The organism is Mammaliicoccus sp. JADD-157, from assembly GCF_049310805.1.
Lineage (GTDB): Bacteria > Bacillota > Bacilli > Staphylococcales > Staphylococcaceae > Mammaliicoccus > Mammaliicoccus lentus.
Window position 1 is genome coordinate 41,841 of record NZ_JBMOVZ010000004.1, and the last position, 17,414, is coordinate 59,254.

At 32.8% G+C, this 17,414-nt stretch carries 14 protein-coding genes, 2 tRNA genes and 1 riboswitch; of the genes, 1 reads left to right on the forward strand and 15 read right to left on the reverse strand.

The annotated features are described in order from the left end of the window. Positions 1-35: 35 nt before the first annotated feature. The 9 genes from ACO6VN_RS11770 to ACO6VN_RS11810 all read right to left on the reverse strand — a co-directional run bounded on the left by ACO6VN_RS11770 (position 36) and on the right by ACO6VN_RS11810 (position 8,475). On the reverse strand, positions 36-1,820 hold the full coding sequence (locus ACO6VN_RS11770) for a DUF4209 domain-containing protein (protein ID WP_422404726.1): 1,785 nt from the start codon (positions 1,818-1,820) through the stop codon (positions 36-38). A gap of 55 nt (positions 1,821-1,875) precedes the next feature. Continuing rightward, positions 1,876-2,355: a 23S rRNA (pseudouridine(1915)-N(3))-methyltransferase RlmH gene (gene rlmH / locus ACO6VN_RS11775; RefSeq protein WP_147640558.1), complete on the reverse strand. Its 480-nt coding sequence runs from the start codon at positions 2,353-2,355 to the stop codon at positions 1,876-1,878. Positions 2,356-2,650: 295 nt separating this feature from the next. Continuing rightward, positions 2,651-3,433, reverse strand: a complete 783-nt coding sequence (locus ACO6VN_RS11780; RefSeq protein ID WP_422404754.1) for an MBL fold metallo-hydrolase — start codon at positions 3,431-3,433, stop codon at positions 2,651-2,653. 44 nt (positions 3,434-3,477) lie between these two features. After that, entirely contained in the window at positions 3,478-4,272 is a 795-nt protein-coding gene (locus tag ACO6VN_RS11785) for a two-component system regulatory protein YycI (protein WP_194200255.1), read from the reverse strand. After that, a complete protein-coding gene (locus ACO6VN_RS11790) occupies positions 4,272-5,594 on the reverse strand; it encodes a YycH family regulatory protein (protein ID WP_194200254.1) in 1,323 nt (440 codons plus the stop codon). Before ACO6VN_RS11790 ends, ACO6VN_RS11785 begins: the two co-directional genes overlap by 1 nt. Further along, positions 5,587-7,428 carry a cell wall metabolism sensor histidine kinase WalK gene (walK, locus tag ACO6VN_RS11795; protein WP_422404727.1) on the reverse strand — a complete coding sequence of 614 codons (1,842 nt, stop codon included), beginning with the start codon at positions 7,426-7,428 and terminating at the stop codon, positions 5,587-5,589. Before walK ends, ACO6VN_RS11790 begins: the two co-directional genes overlap by 8 nt. Positions 7,429-7,437: 9 nt before the next feature. Next, positions 7,438-8,139, reverse strand: coding sequence for a response regulator YycF (gene yycF, locus ACO6VN_RS11800; RefSeq protein WP_064204313.1), 702 nt, complete (start codon positions 8,137-8,139; stop codon positions 7,438-7,440). Positions 8,140-8,307: 168 nt separating this feature from the next. After that, a tRNA-Asp gene (locus tag ACO6VN_RS11805) sits at positions 8,308-8,380 on the reverse strand. A 20-nt stretch (positions 8,381-8,400) separates the two neighbouring features. Continuing rightward, positions 8,401-8,475 (reverse strand) — tRNA-Glu (locus ACO6VN_RS11810). A 105-nt stretch (positions 8,476-8,580) separates the two neighbouring features. Between ACO6VN_RS11810 and ACO6VN_RS11815 the strand changes: the two genes are divergently transcribed. Next, positions 8,581-9,465 (forward strand): YitT family protein, encoded by an 885-nt coding sequence (locus tag ACO6VN_RS11815; RefSeq protein ID WP_422404728.1) that lies wholly within the window; start codon positions 8,581-8,583, stop codon positions 9,463-9,465. A 300-nt stretch (positions 9,466-9,765) separates the two neighbouring features. On the opposite strand, the gene ACO6VN_RS11820 is transcribed toward ACO6VN_RS11815, so the two are convergent. The 6 genes from ACO6VN_RS11820 to metX all read right to left on the reverse strand — a co-directional run bounded on the left by ACO6VN_RS11820 (position 9,766) and on the right by metX (position 17,231). Further along, positions 9,766-11,052, reverse strand: a complete 1,287-nt coding sequence (locus tag ACO6VN_RS11820; RefSeq protein WP_214269650.1) for an adenylosuccinate synthase — start codon at positions 11,050-11,052, stop codon at positions 9,766-9,768. A 286-nt stretch (positions 11,053-11,338) separates the two neighbouring features. Then, positions 11,339-12,739: a replicative DNA helicase gene (dnaB, locus tag ACO6VN_RS11825; RefSeq protein ID WP_026023617.1), complete on the reverse strand. Its 1,401-nt coding sequence runs from the start codon at positions 12,737-12,739 to the stop codon at positions 11,339-11,341. Between the two features lie 100 nt (positions 12,740-12,839). Beyond that, positions 12,840-13,286, reverse strand: a complete 447-nt coding sequence (rplI, locus tag ACO6VN_RS11830) for a 50S ribosomal protein L9 (RefSeq protein ID WP_064204310.1) — start codon at positions 13,284-13,286, stop codon at positions 12,840-12,842. Further along, on the reverse strand, positions 13,286-15,250 hold the full coding sequence (locus ACO6VN_RS11835; protein ID WP_064204309.1) for a DHH family phosphoesterase: 1,965 nt from the start codon (positions 15,248-15,250) through the stop codon (positions 13,286-13,288). Before ACO6VN_RS11835 ends, rplI begins: the two co-directional genes overlap by 1 nt. A 14-nt stretch (positions 15,251-15,264) precedes the next feature. Next, the gene (locus ACO6VN_RS11840; RefSeq protein ID WP_231051118.1) at positions 15,265-16,182 is read right to left on the reverse strand and encodes a DUF2232 domain-containing protein; all 918 of its coding nucleotides are present in this window, start codon (positions 16,180-16,182) and stop codon (positions 15,265-15,267) included. An 80-nt stretch (positions 16,183-16,262) separates the two neighbouring features. Continuing rightward, positions 16,263-17,231 carry a homoserine O-acetyltransferase MetX gene (gene metX / locus ACO6VN_RS11845; protein WP_016999164.1) on the reverse strand — a complete coding sequence of 323 codons (969 nt, stop codon included), beginning with the start codon at positions 17,229-17,231 and terminating at the stop codon, positions 16,263-16,265. 68 nt (positions 17,232-17,299) lie between these two features. Then, a riboswitch (SAM riboswitch) is annotated at positions 17,300-17,401 on the reverse strand. Positions 17,402-17,414 lie beyond the last annotated feature (13 nt).

Genomic DNA, 17,414 nt, shown 5'->3' on the forward strand with positions numbered 1-17,414 from the left:
CCTCCACAAATATTATATATTTTTTTAATTATCACTTAATCAATTTTTTCGATATTATATGTAGTTAATATCAAAAATAAATAAATAACTAAAATACATTTTGTGTAATTTATATTATGTAATTCTATTAATCCATGAGCAATTTCATTACGTAAGTTTAACCCCGATTGTTCAACCATCACAATTTGAATTAGTTTATGAACATCATTTCCTAGGGCTGATCTAATATCATCTCTGAGTAAAAATTCATTAAACGTTACTTCTTGTTGTGTAATTCCTTTCTTAATAGAGGTAGTTGAATAACCAAGTTTAGAAAACATTCTTCTAACTACTGATTCAAATTGAGGTACCAAAATATGAATAGCGCTTATATAATCCTTTTCTAAAAACTTAGTAATTCCACATTTAATAAAAGGAATATTCTTACTATCAAGTAAATCCCATCTATTAAATTTTTGCATGAAATCTTCAGTAGAAATTTCAAATTCTGATATTAATTTATCAAAAATAGCTTTAAGAAGTAATTCAACATTAATATTTAAATGGTGCATGTAATTACTATTAAAATTGATTGTTTTATTATTTCCTTTTGTAGTAGTTTCCACTATTTTTTTTCCATCATTCAATAATCCTTTTGAAATTAAATCTTGTAAAGGAAAATCTTTACTTAACTTATCAACCTGCTCTTCAATTACTGTGATTTTAGGTATTAAGTCATTACTGTATGCTATTTTATCTAACGAATTTTGTATATCTGACGAAGTAAAATGTTCAACGAATTTATCAATTTCCTCTTCTGGAAATTCTATTGGAATTCTTATTAGACTCATTTCATTACTTTTTTCATATTCTTCATAGGTCCTTTTCACTAAAATTTTCATCTTATTAAATTTTTCCCTTTCACCAATTTCCTTATAATGTTTCATAGCTTTTTCTAAAAAAGACGCTTTTACCAATAAGCTCTTATTTTTTCTTTCTTGTTGGTGTTCTGCTTCTAATTCATAGCTTTTTCCAATTTCTTTTTGCAATGCACTTATTCTTTCAATAGAAATTAAACTGAATTTTCCGTATTGAATAAGTTCTTCACAAAGTATTCTATGTAGGTGATAATTTTTATCTTCAAAATAGTTTTTAATAGTATTTTCTAAAACATTTATAATTTTATTTGAATGACTTACCAAAATTATTTTTTTATGCTTAGAATTTAAAATTTCTCTTGTAAGTTTCGAAAGTGCATATAACCATCTATACTCATTATTATTATCAAATTCACTTATTTGTAGATACATTAATTCAACAGCTTTTTTGAGTTTTTCTCTATCTCTCATTAGTAGAGATACTTCAACTAATCTAGCTAATACTGAAATGTAACCAAATCCTTCTCTATAATGTGAAATAATCTCAACAAGACTTGATAGTAAGTATCTTGAAATTTCATGTTTGTTTTTAGTTGTTTTTTTATTACCATATTCAAATAAAAAGTCAGAATATCTTGCTTTTAAAAATACATTACTTGTTTCATCCAATCTTTTTTCATAGTATTCAAATTGATCATCACTAAACTTTTGAATATCTGGCCACTCTCTACCATCAGCCAAAGTGACAAACACTGAAAATCTTTTTTTATTTTTTAATAAAATCGGAGTTTCCTCAAATAAAGAGAGAATTTCAATCTCATATTGTGCTAATTTCACTACATCTTTTAGATTTTCATTTTCTGCCCAAGTTCGAATTTTTTTAAAGCCTTCTACAAATTCTGTGTAATATTTAGTAGTCTCAATTAATTCCAAATCATTTACTTTTTCTGTGTATTTATCCATATCTCACCTCATTGAATTTAAAATGCACTAATAATCCATAACCTATTTATCTGTTTCACTTATGATAACTCTCCCCACGCATAATCTTAAATGCTCTATATACTTGCTCCATCAACACGACTTTCATCATTTGGTGTGGGAAGGTCATTTTACTGAACGACAGGGCGTAGTTGCTGCGTTGTAGTACTTTGCTATGTAGTCCGTTTGATCCTCCGATGATAAATGTTATATGTGAGTTACCTCGTGTCATGAGGTTATCTATTTCTTTGCTTAGCTGCTCGCTTGTTAACATCTTTCCTTCTATTTCCAAGGTAATAACGTGACTGTCTGCTTTGATTTTAGACATGATTCTGTCCGCTTCTTTTTCTTTCACTATCTCTATATCTTTCTCACTCATATTATCTGGTGCTTTTTCGTCTGCTACTTCGATTAATTCGGTCTTTGTGTAGGCGCCTAGTCTCTTGTTATATTCGTCTACTGCTTGTTTCCAGTATTTTTCTTTGAGCTTGCCTACTGTAATAATTGTGATTTTCATCTTTATCCACCTTTATACATTGTCTTAAAAGTTATCCACAGGTTATTAACTTATGCACAGTTTCAGTTATCATTATATCAACATTTTAAAATTTTTGTTCTCTTTTTTAAAATTCTGTAAGTTATTTTTATTCATTTAGTTATGATTTATCCACTGTTTTTTATACAATGTGGATAACTTTGTGGGTAAGTACATGATTTATACACATTTTGTGGACAGTTGTGTATAACTGTGTGTATTCCTGTGCACAAAATAAAAAGATATCCCCAACCGCTAAATTGGGGATATCTTTTAGTTATAAGTAATATATTGGTGTTGCTTTTTCTTTATCTGTATCACATAACGTGACTTCTTTTTTCGTATCTATATCATGTTGATTAAGTATTTGACCCACGCTCATTCTCGCTAAGTCTTTCATGTTGTTATCTTGACTTAAATGAGATAGGTATATACGCTTTGTATTACCTGTTATAACATCGCACATTGCATGTGCTGCGTCTTCGTTTGATACGTGTCCCATATCGCTTAATATACGTTGTTTCGTCTTCCATGGGTATCTTCCCATTCTCAACATATCTACGTCATGGTTACTTTCGAATACGAAGGCATCACTGCCATGTATCATACCTTTCATTCTATCTGATACATATCCTGTATCGGTAATCATTGTTAGCTTTTTGTAGTCGTTATTGAATATATAGAACTGCGGGTCTATCGCATCGTGTGACACGCTAAATGATTCGATATCTATACCTGCTAATGTCTTTGTTTCAAATGGTTCGAAGTTGAATTTTTGATCTAGTGGTATGTTTTTATCTTTTGCTTCTATTTTTTGCCAAGTCTTCTTATTAGCATAAATAGGTAGTTTATATTTTCTTGCGAGAACGCCTAGCCCTTTAATGTGATCGATATGTTCATGCGTCACTAAGATGCCTTCTAAGTCGCTAATGCTTCTATCTATTTGTTGAAATAAACCTTCTATCTTTTTACCTGTTAATCCAGCATCTACGAGCAGGCTTCCTTTATCTGATTCTATATAAGTGGCATTTCCTGTACTGCCACTTGCGAGTACGCTCATTGCGATCACAAGTGTTCATCTCCTTTAATTACTGCTTTTTAAAACTATGATTCTTCTAATACAGTTGATTCTGGCTTAATAGCGTCAACGTATAGTAAGGTCGTCTTTTCTTTTCCATCTTCTTTAGATTTCACTTTAACTTCCCAACTTGGAACAAGTACTTGTCCACCTATTTCTTTTACAACACTATAATAGCCTAACCTTACAGATTCTACTGTATCGCCTTTTGTTAAATATGTGTTGTAATATAAGGTTTCTAAAGCTGTCTTTGCATCGACTACTTTTTGTTTACTATTGTTATCACCTGTACCTGGTTTTAACTTATCTAAATATGTTTGAGTAAAGTTCTTAACTTTTCCATTTTCGATGTTAAAGACAATTTCACCTTTACTATTATTCAATATAGGGAAATCATCATAGTTTTGTTCGTATATGACTTTATTTTTATCTTTATTATTCTCTTTTTGATGATATTCTTTACCTTTGTAGGCTTCTTTATTAATTAGAGATTTAAATGTCTGCTCTTTGCTGTCTTTTGTTAAATTTTCATCATCTAAATCTTTACTAATTTTTGTATCTTTTTCAGATAATGTATAAACCCCTTCTAGGTCATTTGAAGTGAACGATTTACTATCAGCTGTGATAGCTTGCATTTCTTTATTTTTATAGCTTGGTAAATTCGGTAAATCAATACCTTCTTTTGTAAAGTTCACGTCAGATTGATCATTTGATTCTTGAACAATAGAGTTATTCACTTTATTAAAATAAACAAGAACCAGTCCTATATCAATGAGAATAAATACGATAATGAAGAGTGTTTTGGCATGTTTCCAATCCATTATTTTAACCCTCCATTCTCGTACTGTTTCCATTCGCCATCATATTTTATATACCATTTAGGCGTGAATTCTATTGTATCTTGTAGGTTATCAATATCATCAACTGGTAACGATAAATCATAACCTATAGCAAAATTGGTTACTTTATTAAAATCTATTTCAGCATTTGAGGCTAAATTGAAACGAACTTCTTCTGCTGTTGGTATCTCATCTGACTCTTTCTTAGAAGGTACAGCGACACCAGTTGTAATGAGCCCTCTATTATATTCTGTAATTGTGTCTCTACCCCAAGATGCTTCAATTGAAGAAAGATTATCTTCATCAAACACAGGATAGTTATTTAAGAACATTTTATAATTGACGTTACCTTGTTTCGGGTCTGTACCAAATAGACGAAACTCATCTGTAAACCCAGCATGTTCGTTAATAAATTTAAATGAATTAGATATCGATTTAGAAAGGTCTTTTATGTTGTTTTCATCTTCAGATAAGTTTGTATAACGGTATGTTTGTTTCTTCTCGTTTACTGTCGCTATACCTGTATTGTTATTATAAGTTGAAACGTGATTATCATTATTACGAGCAATAACTGAATCACCTAAGATTACATCATTTAAATCCGATACCGAAATTTTGTTCGATACATATCGATAAATATTGATGTTATCTGCTGTTTCAGGTGCATATATCTGATTGATTTCATTCGTCGTATTCTGATTTGTAATAATACTTGTGTAAGGCTTAAATTTAGATGCCGCTTCTTTATTTATTTTATCAAATTCATGACTTTTAATCGTCGTTTGCAGCTTGATTGCTTTTTGTTTGTTTTCACTTAATAAATATACAACCGCTCGATCTGTTGATTTCGTATCTACGAGTATTCTATCAAAATTAATTTTAGGGTAATTGCTCATGCTCAGCCCTAACACTTGATTTAAATACATTTCACTCGGGACACTGTCCGGGAAGTCTAAAATCGTATATCTTTCTGATAAATCATCTAACTGCACAGCTGATTCACTCGTTAAGATATCTACTTTCTTTACATCTTTATCTAACATAACATCAGTTATCTTCTTGATTTCTTCAACGTTAGACGTCCCTTTCAAATCCGTGCCGTTTCGATTAATAATTCTTAAGGGCATGATAACACTATCTATAGGTTTACTTATTTTAGGTCCAATGGCAGGTGTTTCAGCGTTCATATCGGATTCTAAGTCAGTTAACTCGGGCGTAAAAGTCCATACGCGATATGTCATGAAAACACTGAACAATACGAATATGATGAGTATAACAGATTTAATGACTTCTTTATTACGCATCCCAATCACCAAACTCATCTTCCATTATTTCACACGGTAATGTGATATAAATCGATGTACCTTGGCCTTCTTTACTATTTGCCCATATTCTACCATTATGGGATTCTACGATTTCTTTAGTAATTGCGAGACCTAAACCAGTACCGCCCATTTTACGTGTTCTTGCTTTATCGACTCTGAAGAATCGATCGAATATTTTATCTACTTTATTAACAGGAATACCAATACCATTATCTTTAATTTGTATTGTCATTCTGTTATATAACGTATTTTGTTTCACATGAAACTCGACACGTTTTTTAGATTCTTGTGAGTATTTAATCGCATTTGTTATGACATTATCAAATACTTGTGTCATCTTATCAGGATCAATTTCTACAAATAGTCCTTTAACTGGTATGTCACGTACAAACGTAACATTTTTACCTTGTGTCATTTCATGACGATTTATAATTTTATTGATAAACATGTTGAAATCAATTAGTTCTGTATTCATTTGCTCGCCTGAATTATCCATTTTAGATAATTGAAGTAAGTCGTTTACTAGACGAATCATACGGTCTGTTTCTTCTCTCGTAACATTTAAGAACGTAGGTGCAACTTCTGGATCACGCCAAGCGCCTTCTTCTAGAGCTTCTATATAACTTCTCATAGAAGTTAAAGGTGTACGCAATTCGTGTGAAACATTCGCAACAAATTCACGTCGTTCATTTTCAAGAATATGTTGTTCTGTTACGTCATGTAAGACGGCAATGTAACCATTTATAAACCCAGTATCTTGAATAATTGTACTGAAGTTAACACGTACGATTAGACCTTCCTCTTCGTTAATATCGATAACAAAACTATCATTATTTTCTTGTAAATCATCCAATGAATAGTCTTCATCAATATTTAAGACATCTAATATATGTTTAGATTCAACTTCTCCACGTTCTAAACCAAGCATCTTAAGCGCCATCTCATTAATAATACGAACACGACCTCGACGGTCAGTAGCTAAAACGCCATCGCTCATATGTGTAATAACTGAGTCTAGTCGACGTTTTTCACTTTCTGTATTCGCTTGTGCTTCTTGTACACGTTTAGATAAGTTATTAAATGAAAGGGCTAGTTCGCCGATTTCATCATTACCGTATATTTTTACGCGCTGTGTATAGTTACCTTTAGACATTTCTAACGTCTGATTACGCATGTCTGATATTGGTTTCGTAATTGTTCGCGCAATAAAGAAACCGAGTACGATTGTGATTAATAATGAAATAGCTGTACCGATAATAAAGATTTGGTTAATGTTATTTAATTGTTCATAAACAGAATCAATATCTGATTCAACATAAATATCCCCTACAACTTTATCGTCATAATGTACGGGCTTATTTTTAATCCACACTCTATTTTTATCTGCAGAATCATTTTTCAAGACAATTTTGTCGTTAGCTTTTCCTAATGATAATGCCTTTTGAACAGAGCTATCGTTTACTTTCTGGTTGACGGTATTTTGGTTTGTGGCTTTAGATGTCGCGACAATAATTTGGTCTTCATCGATAAATCGAATTTCATCAATTTCTGTGCGATTTGCATAATCATCTAAAATGCCTTGTATTTCTTTTTGGAAATTTCGGTCTGGATCTTCCGAATTGTATGCTTTCTTGATGTTGTAATTAATCTGTTTAACATGCTGTTCGATATTCGTCTTAAAGTTACGCGTCATTTCTTTTTCTAGACTGTTCGTAAAGTATAATCCGATTATTTGCATACCAATAATAATTAATAAAACATATATTACAACAAGTTTAATGTGGAGGGATTGGAATTTTTTTAACCAGTTCATAGCATCATCCTACTCTTGAGTTTGCAGGAAGTAACCCACGCCTCTACGCGTTACAATGTATTCTGGATGAGATGCATCATCTTCAATTTTCTCGCGTAGACGACGTATTGTAACGTCCACAGTTCTTACATCTCCAAAGTAATCATAACCCCATACAGTTTGTAGTAAATGTTCACGTGTCATGACTTGTCCGATATGTTTCGCTAAGTAATGGAATAATTCAAATTCACGGTGCGTTAATTCGATATCTGCGCCACGTTTTTTAATTGAATATGCATCTGGATATACTGTAATATCTTTAATGACTATTTCGTTTGTTTCTTCATCTTCTGTTTGGCTAGGCTGTGAATAATGTCTACGTAAGTTAGCTTTAACACGTGCGATTAATTCTCGTGTTGAAAAAGGTTTCGTTACATAGTCATCTGCACCTAGTTCTAGTCCTAAAACTTTATCTATTTCTGAATCTTTAGCTGTTAACATAATAATAGGCATGTCGAATTTTTTACGTACTTCACGACAAACTTCCATACCATCTCTACCTGGTAACATAATATCTAATAAGACAATATCTGGTTCTTCTTCATATATTAGGTCTACTGCGTCATTACCGTCATATGCGCAATAAACATCATAACCTTCTTTTTTTAAATTAAATTCTAGTATGTCTGCAATTGGTTTCTCATCATCAACGACTACTATTTTTCTAGCCATAGCACTAACCTCATTTCTTTTTGAAAGTAAGTATCTTCGAGCACAGATTTGTGCATGATATCCTATACTATAATTTAACACTATTTGATGATTAATTCTATTGTTTGCCGTTATTCAATGGCAAATAACATAAAAAATGCTTATCGTTATTACGATAAGCATTAAAAGCGGTCCCGACGGGAATCGAACCCGCGATCTCCTGCGTGACAGGCAGGCATGTTAACCGCTACACCACGGGACCTAATATGTATGAAATTGAAATGGTGACCCCTACGGGACTCGAACCCGTGTTACCGCCGTGAAAGGGCGGTGTCTTAACCGCTTGACCAAGGGGCCTTCATAAGCACAAAATTGATTATAGCATGGTCTTTAAAGAATGACAAGATTTTATTTTAATTTTTTTATATAATATATTTAGGAACATTATAAAGGGATGATGATATGGAAGAAAAGCTCACAATAAAAAAGGGACATCGTAAATTAAGTAAAGGTGAGATTATAAAAAGACTAATTTTTATAACAATCGGCAGTGTCTTAATGGGTATTGGTTTAGAGTTATTTTTAGTGCCGAATAAATTATTAGATGGCGGTATAGTTGGCATAGCTATTATATTAAGTCACTTAACTAATATGAAACTTGGTCTTTTTATATTCTTATTGAATATTCCATTTTTCTTTTTAGGATATAAACAAATAGGTAAGACTTTTACGATATCAACGGTGTATGCAATTACAGTCCTTTCCGTTACAACAGCTTATTTACATCATTTTGAACCTTTTATTAGAGAAATATTTTTGGTTACAATTTTTGGTGGTGCAATTATTGGTTTGGGTGTTGGGTTAGTAATTAGATACGGCGGATCATTAGATGGTTCTGAAATCAGTGCCATTCTTATTAGTAGTAAAGCGCCATTTTCAGTTGGAGAAATTGTTATGCTAATCAATTTTTTCATATTCGCTGCAGCAGGATTTGTTTTTAATTGGGAATCAGCGATGTTTTCAGTAGTAGCTTATTTTATTGTCTCTAAAATGATAGACGTTACTGTACAAGGTTTTGACGAATCAAAAGCCGTATGGATCATCAGTGATACATATCGAGACATAGGAGAAGCTATAAACGACCGTTTAGGCAGAGGCGTAACATATTTAAACGGTGAAGGAGCTTATACAGGAGAAGATAAAAAAGTATTATTCTGTGTAATAACGAGATTAGAAGAATCTAAGCTAAAAGATATCGTAACAGAAATAGATAATACAGCCTTCTTATCAATCGGAGATGTAAGTGAAGTAAAAGGTGGACGGTTTAAAAAACGTGAAATACACTAATTAATAATGAAATACAATTCGATATTGATTGTCGTTATTAGAAAAAGAAGCCATACAGCAGGTGTTGTATGGCTCCTTTTTTTAAGGGTTCTCAGTTTTAGGTTGTAACGGGCAAGTTATTGTCTTTTCTCAGTAAACGTGTCAATAACGAGGGCCTTGTTGACTTTTCTCGATAGTCTTGTCAATAAGGAAGCAATATATTGCACGTGGACCTTCTCTTGCAACATCTACTCCCTTATTTACTCAAACAAAAACGCTGAGACAATTAATTTGTCTCAGCGTTTTCGATTTAAAAATTTATTAGTCCCATAAGTTTTCTAATAGGTTTGTTTGGTTTCTATCTGGCCCAACTGAGAAGATAGAGATTTTAACGTTACATAATTCAGAAATGCGCTCTAAATAACGACGAGCATTTTTTGGTAATTCTTCTAATGAACGACATCCTGTAATATCTTCTTCCCAACCTGGTAGTTCTTCAAAGATTGGTTTACAACGTTCTAATTCATTTAAGTTTGCTGGGTATTCTGTGATTTCTACACCATCAATTTCGTATGCTGTACAGATTTTAACTGTTTTAAGGCCTGTTAATACGTCGATTGAGTTGATTGATAAATCTGTAATACCACTTACACGACGTGAATGACGTAATACAACTGAGTCAAACCAACCAACACGACGTGGACGTCCTGTAGTTGTTCCGTATTCACGACCTACTTCACGGATATGATGACCATCTTCATCAAATAATTCTGTTGGGAATGGGCCATCTCCTACACGTGATGTGTATGCTTTACATACACCGATTACTTTAGATACGTAAGTTGGCCCAACACCGCCACCAACTGTAACGTTACCTGCAATCGGGTTGCTTGATGTAACAAATGGGTATGTGCCGTGGTCAATGTCTAACATTACACCTTGAGCACCTTCGAATAATACTTTTTCATCATTAACGAAAGCATCGTCTAATAATTTAGCTGTGTCTGTAACATATTGTTTCAAGCGTTGACCTGCTTGGTAATATGTTTCAAAGATTTCATCAAACGTGAAACCTTCAGCGTTAAACATTTTTTCAAATAATTCATTTTTATATTCAAGATTTTGTTTTAAAAGTTTTTCAAATGTTTCTTTATCTAATAAATCAGCCATACGGATACCGATACGTTGTGCTTTATCTACATACGCTGGACCAATACCTTTTTTCGTTGTACCAATTTTATTATCTCCACGTTTTTCTTCTTCTAATTCATCTTGTTTCAAATGATACGGTAAGATAACTTGAGCACGGTTAGAAATTCTTAAATTGTTTGTTGCTACACCGCGTTCATTTAATGCGTCTAATTCTTTCAATAAAGCTACTGGATCTACTACTACACCGTTACCGATAACACTTGATTTTTCTTCATAAAAAATACCTGATGGTACTAAGTGTAATTTATAAGTTTCTCCGTCAAATTTAATTGTGTGACCTGCATTATTACCACCTGAAAAACGCGCAATAATATTTGCATCTTCAGCTAAGAAATCTGTAATTTTACCTTTACCTTCGTCTCCCCATTGCGTCCCAACTACTACGATTGATGACATGTGAGCACCTCCGCTTTTTCTCATTAACCATTAAGTATTCTATCAGTCCTATACTTAAAATGCAAACTAAAAACGAACATTAATTTATGGTGTTAATTTACATTTTAATATTCTAAAAATTTGCATTAAGAAAGCTTTAACCATGGTAGTTACAAGGTTTTATCCTGAAAATTATATGCTTCAAAACACAAACGAAACAATAATTAACTGTCATTTCACGAAACAAAAGACGTACATTTATTACAAAGTCATAATAAATGTACGTCTTTTGGGTTAAAAACTTTTTTTATCCGAATTCCATACCGGCATGTTGATAATCTATATCTGTAAATTTGTTATATTGTTTCATGAAGTGCAATTTAACGGTTCCTGTCGGGCCGTTACGTTGTTTTGCGATAATAATTTCTATTTCACCGTTTTCATCTTGTGCACCTGCATCTACCGCTTCACCATCTTCATCTTCTCCACCACGAGAATAATAGTCATCACGGTATAAGAAAGCCACAATATCCGCATCTTGCTCGATAGAACCTGATTCACGAATGTCACTCATCATCGGTCTTTTATCTTGTCGTTGTTCAACACCACGAGATAACTGACTCAATGCGATAACAGGACATTCTAATTCTCTCGCAATAGCTTTAAGCATACGTGAAATCTCTGATACTTCTTGTTGTCTATTATCAGAACTACGTGAACCACTACCTTGAATCAACTGTAAATAGTCGATCACAATCATGTCTAATCCGTGTTCTTGTTTTAATCTTCTACACTTAGCTCTTATGTCAGTGATACGGATACCTGGTGTATCATCGATGAATATTTTAGTACGTGATAATTTACCAACAGCTACTGTAAACCTACTCCAGTCTTCTTCCGTCATAGAACCAGTACGCAATCTATTAGAGTCTACGTTACCTGTACTACAAATCATACGTGTCGCTAGCTGGTCTGCACCCATCTCTAATGAGAATATACCGACTGAGAATAAGTTCTCGTGAGTAGCAACTTGTTGGGCAATATTTAATGCGAAGGCAGTCTTACCTACAGAAGGTCTCGCAGCAATAATAATTAAATCGTTGCGGTTAAAACCTGCTGTCATCTGATCTAAATCACGATATCCAGTTGGTATCCCCGGGGTTTGACCACTATTTTGATCTAACTGTTCAGCATTATCGAACACAATACCTAAAACATCTTTAATATCTTTGAAACCTTCTGTCCCTCTAGTAGCAGATATCTCTAAAATTCTCTTCTCTGCATCACCTAATAGTGACTCTAAATCAAGCTCTGGATTATACCCATCTTCAGCAATACTATCTGCTACACGAATTAATTGACGCTTAACAGCATGTTTAAACACAATATCTATATAGAAATGAACGTTTCTAGTTGTTGGTACATTGTTTGCTAATTCAGCTAAATAAGCCGGTCCACCAGCTTCTTCTAGCAAAGACTCAGCTGCTAATTCATCCATCAGGGTAACTGAATCAATTTCCTTATTCTGTTCATTTAACATCAACATAGCTCTAAATATATGTTGATGATTAGCTCGATAGAAAGCTTCAGGTATTAATGTTTCACCTGTTGAGTTAATCAGTTCAGGATCAATTAAGATTGCACCGATAACAGATTGTTCAGCCTCTATATTATGAGGCATTTGTCGTGGATTCATCATATTATCCATACCATCCATACTGATTACTCCTTTCCATTTTTAATATTATTTATTATAACGCATTAAAATAGGTCGGTAAATCAAATACCGACCTATTTTATATAATCTGTTATTCTTCTACAACGTGTACTTTTAATGTACCTGAAACTTTATTATGAAGTTTAATTGGTACGTTTGTGTAACCTAAACTGTGAATACCGTTCGGTAAATCCATTTTACGTTTATCAACTTTAATGTCGTGTTGTTTTTGTAAAGCTTGTGTGATTTGTTTTGTACTAACAGAACCGAACAACTTACCGCCTTCACCAGTTTTAGCAGAAATTTCAACTTCTAATGATTTTAATTTATCTGCTAATGCTTTAGCATCATCGATTTCTTGTTGTTTGATTTCTTCTTGTCGTTTGTTTTGTTGTTCTAATTGTTTCATATTTCCTGCTGTCGCTTCTACAGCATAATTATGTTTAATTAAAAAGTTTTGAGCGTAACCTACTGGCACGTCTTTAACTTCTCCTTTTTTACCTTTTCCTTTAACATCTTGTGTGAAAATAACTTTCATTATTCTTCCACTCCTTCTTCATCTGTTTCAACAACCTCAATAAGTTTTTCGATTGCTTCTTCTACTGTTGAATCTTTAATTTGTGTAGCAGCGTTTGATAAATGGCCGCCTCCACCTAGAGCTTCCATTGTTAGTTGTACATTCACTTCTCCTAAAGAACGAGCTGAAATACCAACTGTGTCTTCTGAGCGTTTAGCTACAACATATGAAGCTTCTACACCTTCTAATCCTAATAGTTCATCTGCAGCTTGTGCAACTGTAACAGGATGATAAATTTGTTCTTCATCACCATGTGCAATTGCTACGCCACCACGGAATAGTTTAACTGTCTTAATTAAATCTGAGCGCTTAATATAAGTATCTATATCATCTTTCAAGAAGTGCTGGCAAAGAATTGTATCTGCACCATGACTTCTTAAGAAACTCGCAGCATCGAATGTTCTTGAACCGGTTCTTAACGTAAAGTTACGTGTATCTACAATGATACCCGCCAACATAATTGTCGATTCAATTCTTGTTAAACGATGTTCTGTCGGTTGATATTCTAGCAACTCTGTTACAAGTTCTGCTGTAGAACTTGCGTAAGGTTCCATATAGACAAGCAGTGGACTTGAAATAATACTTTCCCCGCGTCTATGGTGATCTATGACTACTTTTCTATTTGCTTTATTTAATAAGTTCTCATCTATTACAAGTTCTGGTTTGTGCGTATCAACGACAACTAATGTCGTACGAGATGTCATCTCATGCCATGCTTCTTCTGATGTGATAAACCTTTCTTTCAAGTCTGGTTTTTCATCAATTTCTCTCATAACACGTTGTAATGTATCATCAATATCTGAATCATTTAATACGATATAAGACTCTAAATTATTCATTTTAGCAATACGAGAAACACCAATAGCTGCACCTATCGCATCCATATCTGGTGATTTATGACCCATGATAATGACTTTGTCACCTTCGATTAAGATATCTCTTAACGCATGAGAAATAACACGAGCACGTACTCTTGTACGTTTTTCCATTGGGTCAGTCTTACCACCATAGAATCTTACGTTACCGTTAAAGTTCTTGATGGCAACTTGGTCTCCACCTCGACCAAGAGCTAAATCTAAACTTGATTGAGATAGTTCACCAAGTTCTATTAGGTTCTCACTGCCTTCACCAATACCTATACTTAAAGTAAGCGGATGCCCAATTTCTCTTGTCTTATCTCTCAAATCATCTAACAGATTGAATTTAGATGCTTCAATATCTTCTAAAATACTATTGTTTAACAATCCAATAAATTGATCCGAACTATAACGTTTAACATACAATTCATAACGAGTTGACCAATCATTAATTACATTAGTAATAAGACTATTCACTTCTGAACGTTGTGAGTCATTCATGTTTTGTGTAATTTCGTCATAGTTATCTAAAAATATCGTAGCGATGATAGGTTTTTCATTTTCATATAATTCATATACACGTGAAGTTTCTGTTATATCAAATAAATAAATTGATTTTTCATTTTCAGTGTAAGTGACTTTATATTTGTATGATCCTTCTTCAATTTCTACTTCTTGTGTATTTTCTAATCTTTTTAATATATTTGGAAATATTTCATTTATTGGTTCGTTTAATACATCTCTTTCTAAACGTCTACTAATAAAATTATTAATCCATTCAATATTATAGTTTTTATCGAGTAATATTACGCCAATTGGCAAATCACTCACAGCACTCGTTTTACTTTTGGTAATACGACCCGCTAGACTCCCGATGTATAAATCTAATTTTGCAAAGCTGGTTCTAATAAAGTAAACACTCGCTGCAAATAGGACTACAGTAATAACCGTCGCAATAATCGCCCAAAATATTGAATTTAAAAAACTTAAAACGAGCAGTGCTAAAGCCAAGACCATCATAATAATATAAGGAAATATTAGGGCTTTTTTAACTGATTGACGGTTCATAAACTCACCTCAATTTACTTTTTTATGCGTTGTTTTAAATTAAACCATATGTCCATTAAGCCAAATAAGTATGCAATTGGTTTAAATATAAAAGCAAGAACGAAAATAATTACAGCTACAATTATAGGTAATTTTTTTACTTTTATAAATAAATGGAATAGGGATAATGCTTGGATAAATATAACCCATTCTAACACAAACTGTAAGTTAGTGACTATGCCATACATCACAACATTGTCTTTCGTTACGAATAAACTAACGAGTACTGTGATTACAAAAATGAAAGCGACACTACTTTTAATTTGCCACATAAATAATGGTCTGAATACCGGTGTTGCGATTTTGTACTTTCTCAATATAGGGAAAGTCACGAGTAAATTAACAAGTACTAATAAAAATACCCATAATATAATATACCCAGGAATACTAGCTTGTAATATATCAATTGAAGCTTGAAGAGATTCTTGAATTTCTGTACTGAAATTACCACTCATTTCAAAATAAGACACGATTACATCATAATATTCATTAAAAACATTACTTGTTAGTGGTAGTTTTCCCGTTAATTGCATGATTAACACACCAGCAATTGTTAATACACTCATAAATGCTGTTACTAAATATAATATACGTTCTTTAGATGTACGTTCTATTAATAATTGTCCAATAAATACACTCATAAAAATCATCAGTGTCATGACAGTTAATAAATATACGTTACTAAGTAATACGGTTGCGCATAATGCCACTACAACTGTCACAAAAAACGACGGTTTTGATCGATACCAAAGTATTGTTCCAGGTATTGTAATGAACGGTAGTATTACAAATGCTAAAGGTGGTAAAAAGTTAATAATAACCATACTTAACATTAGTAAAACTATTGAAATAATTGTCGCTTTTATATCGACTTTAAAAGACAAAATTTTCACTTCCCAATCTATTTTAAACATCTTTCTCTATTTTACAGATTTTTATACTTTAAAACAATGTAGGTGACTTTTTTAACGACTTAACGTGCTTTAAATTTATGTAATTTTAAGAAATGATAAACATATGGTGCCCAATCTCCAAAGTTTAATAAAAATCCGTCATGCCCAACATTATCTGGCACGAAGAAATGTCTGTGGTACTTGAAGAATCGACCGAGTGATTTTACTTGGTCATCTGGATATAATAAGTCATCAGTGAACCCTAGTGTTAATACTTTTGTATCTATTTGTTTTAATCGTTCTTCAACATCATTTCGTCCTCTAAATATATCGTGGCTATCTAATACATCTAATAAAGTGAGATAACAATCTTTATTGAAGCTATTTTTAAACTTATTACCTTGATATTTTTGATAACTGACAACATCATCTGCTGAGAATCTTGCTTCATAATCTTTACTTGAACGATAAGTTAAAAAGCCTAATTGTCTTGCAATACTTAATCCGTCTTGACCATTCATTTGAATAACTTGTCTTGCAATTTCATTGAAAGCTCTGCTATAAGATGATGTCTTTTCAGTTGCCGCTAAAATAACGGCTTTCTTTACTTCAATTGACCCGTCATATAAAATTTCGAGAGACTGCATGCCACCTAATGAACCACCAATTAGAACATCAATTTTTTCATAACCAAAATGTTTCAAAGCCAATATATTAGCTTTAGTTACATCTCTCATCGTTAAAGTATCTGGAAAATGGGGTGTATTTAATTTTGAACTCGACCCAAATGGGCTACCTATAACGTTAAAAGTTATAAATTGATAATCATTTATAGACAGATAACCACCATCGATAATTTCTCTCCACCAACCTGGATGCTCATCATCTCCATACGTTAAATGGTTACCTGTTAATGCATGACAGATAACAACAAGCGGTTGCCCCTTATAACCGACATGCTCATATTGAAGCTTTAAGTTATCAATCACTTCTCCTGATTCTGTTTCAAATCGACCTAATTCTACTGAACCTGTTTCACGAGAAATCATCTTATCTAACCCCCTCTTATATAATAGAAAAACTTCTTACTCGTTAAAGAAGTAAGAAGTTCTCATCATTCTTATTATGCGAGTAGACTCGTTGGTCGTAGCACCGTATCTAAGGTGACCGGTTGCTGAAGTTTCATCGGGCCAAATCCCTCAACTTCTCTGAATAAGCTTTACTATGTAATT

Coding starts and splice junctions, on each gene's coding strand:
- rplI (WP_064204310.1), bottom strand. CDS start 13,286: ATGAAAGTTATTTTCACACAAGATGTTAAAGGAAAAGGTAAAAAAGGA.
- ACO6VN_RS11815 (WP_422404728.1), top strand. CDS start 8,581: ATGGAAGAAAAGCTCACAATAAAAAAGGGACATCGTAAATTAAGTAAA.
- dnaB (WP_026023617.1), bottom strand. CDS start 12,739: ATGGATAATATGATGAATCCACGACAAATGCCTCATAATATAGAGGCT.
- ACO6VN_RS11835 (WP_064204309.1), bottom strand. CDS start 15,250: ATGAACCGTCAATCAGTTAAAAAAGCCCTAATATTTCCTTATATTATT.
- rlmH (WP_147640558.1), bottom strand. CDS start 2,355: ATGAAAATCACAATTATTACAGTAGGCAAGCTCAAAGAAAAATACTGG.
- ACO6VN_RS11780 (WP_422404754.1), bottom strand. CDS start 3,433: ATGAGCGTACTCGCAAGTGGCAGTACAGGAAATGCCACTTATATAGAA.
- ACO6VN_RS11820 (WP_214269650.1), bottom strand. CDS start 11,052: ATGTCATCAATCGTAGTAGTTGGGACGCAATGGGGAGACGAAGGTAAA.
- ACO6VN_RS11770 (WP_422404726.1), bottom strand. CDS start 1,820: ATGGATAAATACACAGAAAAAGTAAATGATTTGGAATTAATTGAGACT.
- walK (WP_422404727.1), bottom strand. CDS start 7,428: ATGAACTGGTTAAAAAAATTCCAATCCCTCCACATTAAACTTGTTGTA.
- ACO6VN_RS11785 (WP_194200255.1), bottom strand. CDS start 4,272: ATGGATTGGAAACATGCCAAAACACTCTTCATTATCGTATTTATTCTC.
- ACO6VN_RS11790 (WP_194200254.1), bottom strand. CDS start 5,594: ATGCGTAATAAAGAAGTCATTAAATCTGTTATACTCATCATATTCGTA.
- yycF (WP_064204313.1), bottom strand. CDS start 8,139: ATGGCTAGAAAAATAGTAGTCGTTGATGATGAGAAACCAATTGCAGAC.
- metX (WP_016999164.1), bottom strand. CDS start 17,231: ATGATTTCTCGTGAAACAGGTTCAGTAGAATTAGGTCGATTTGAAACA.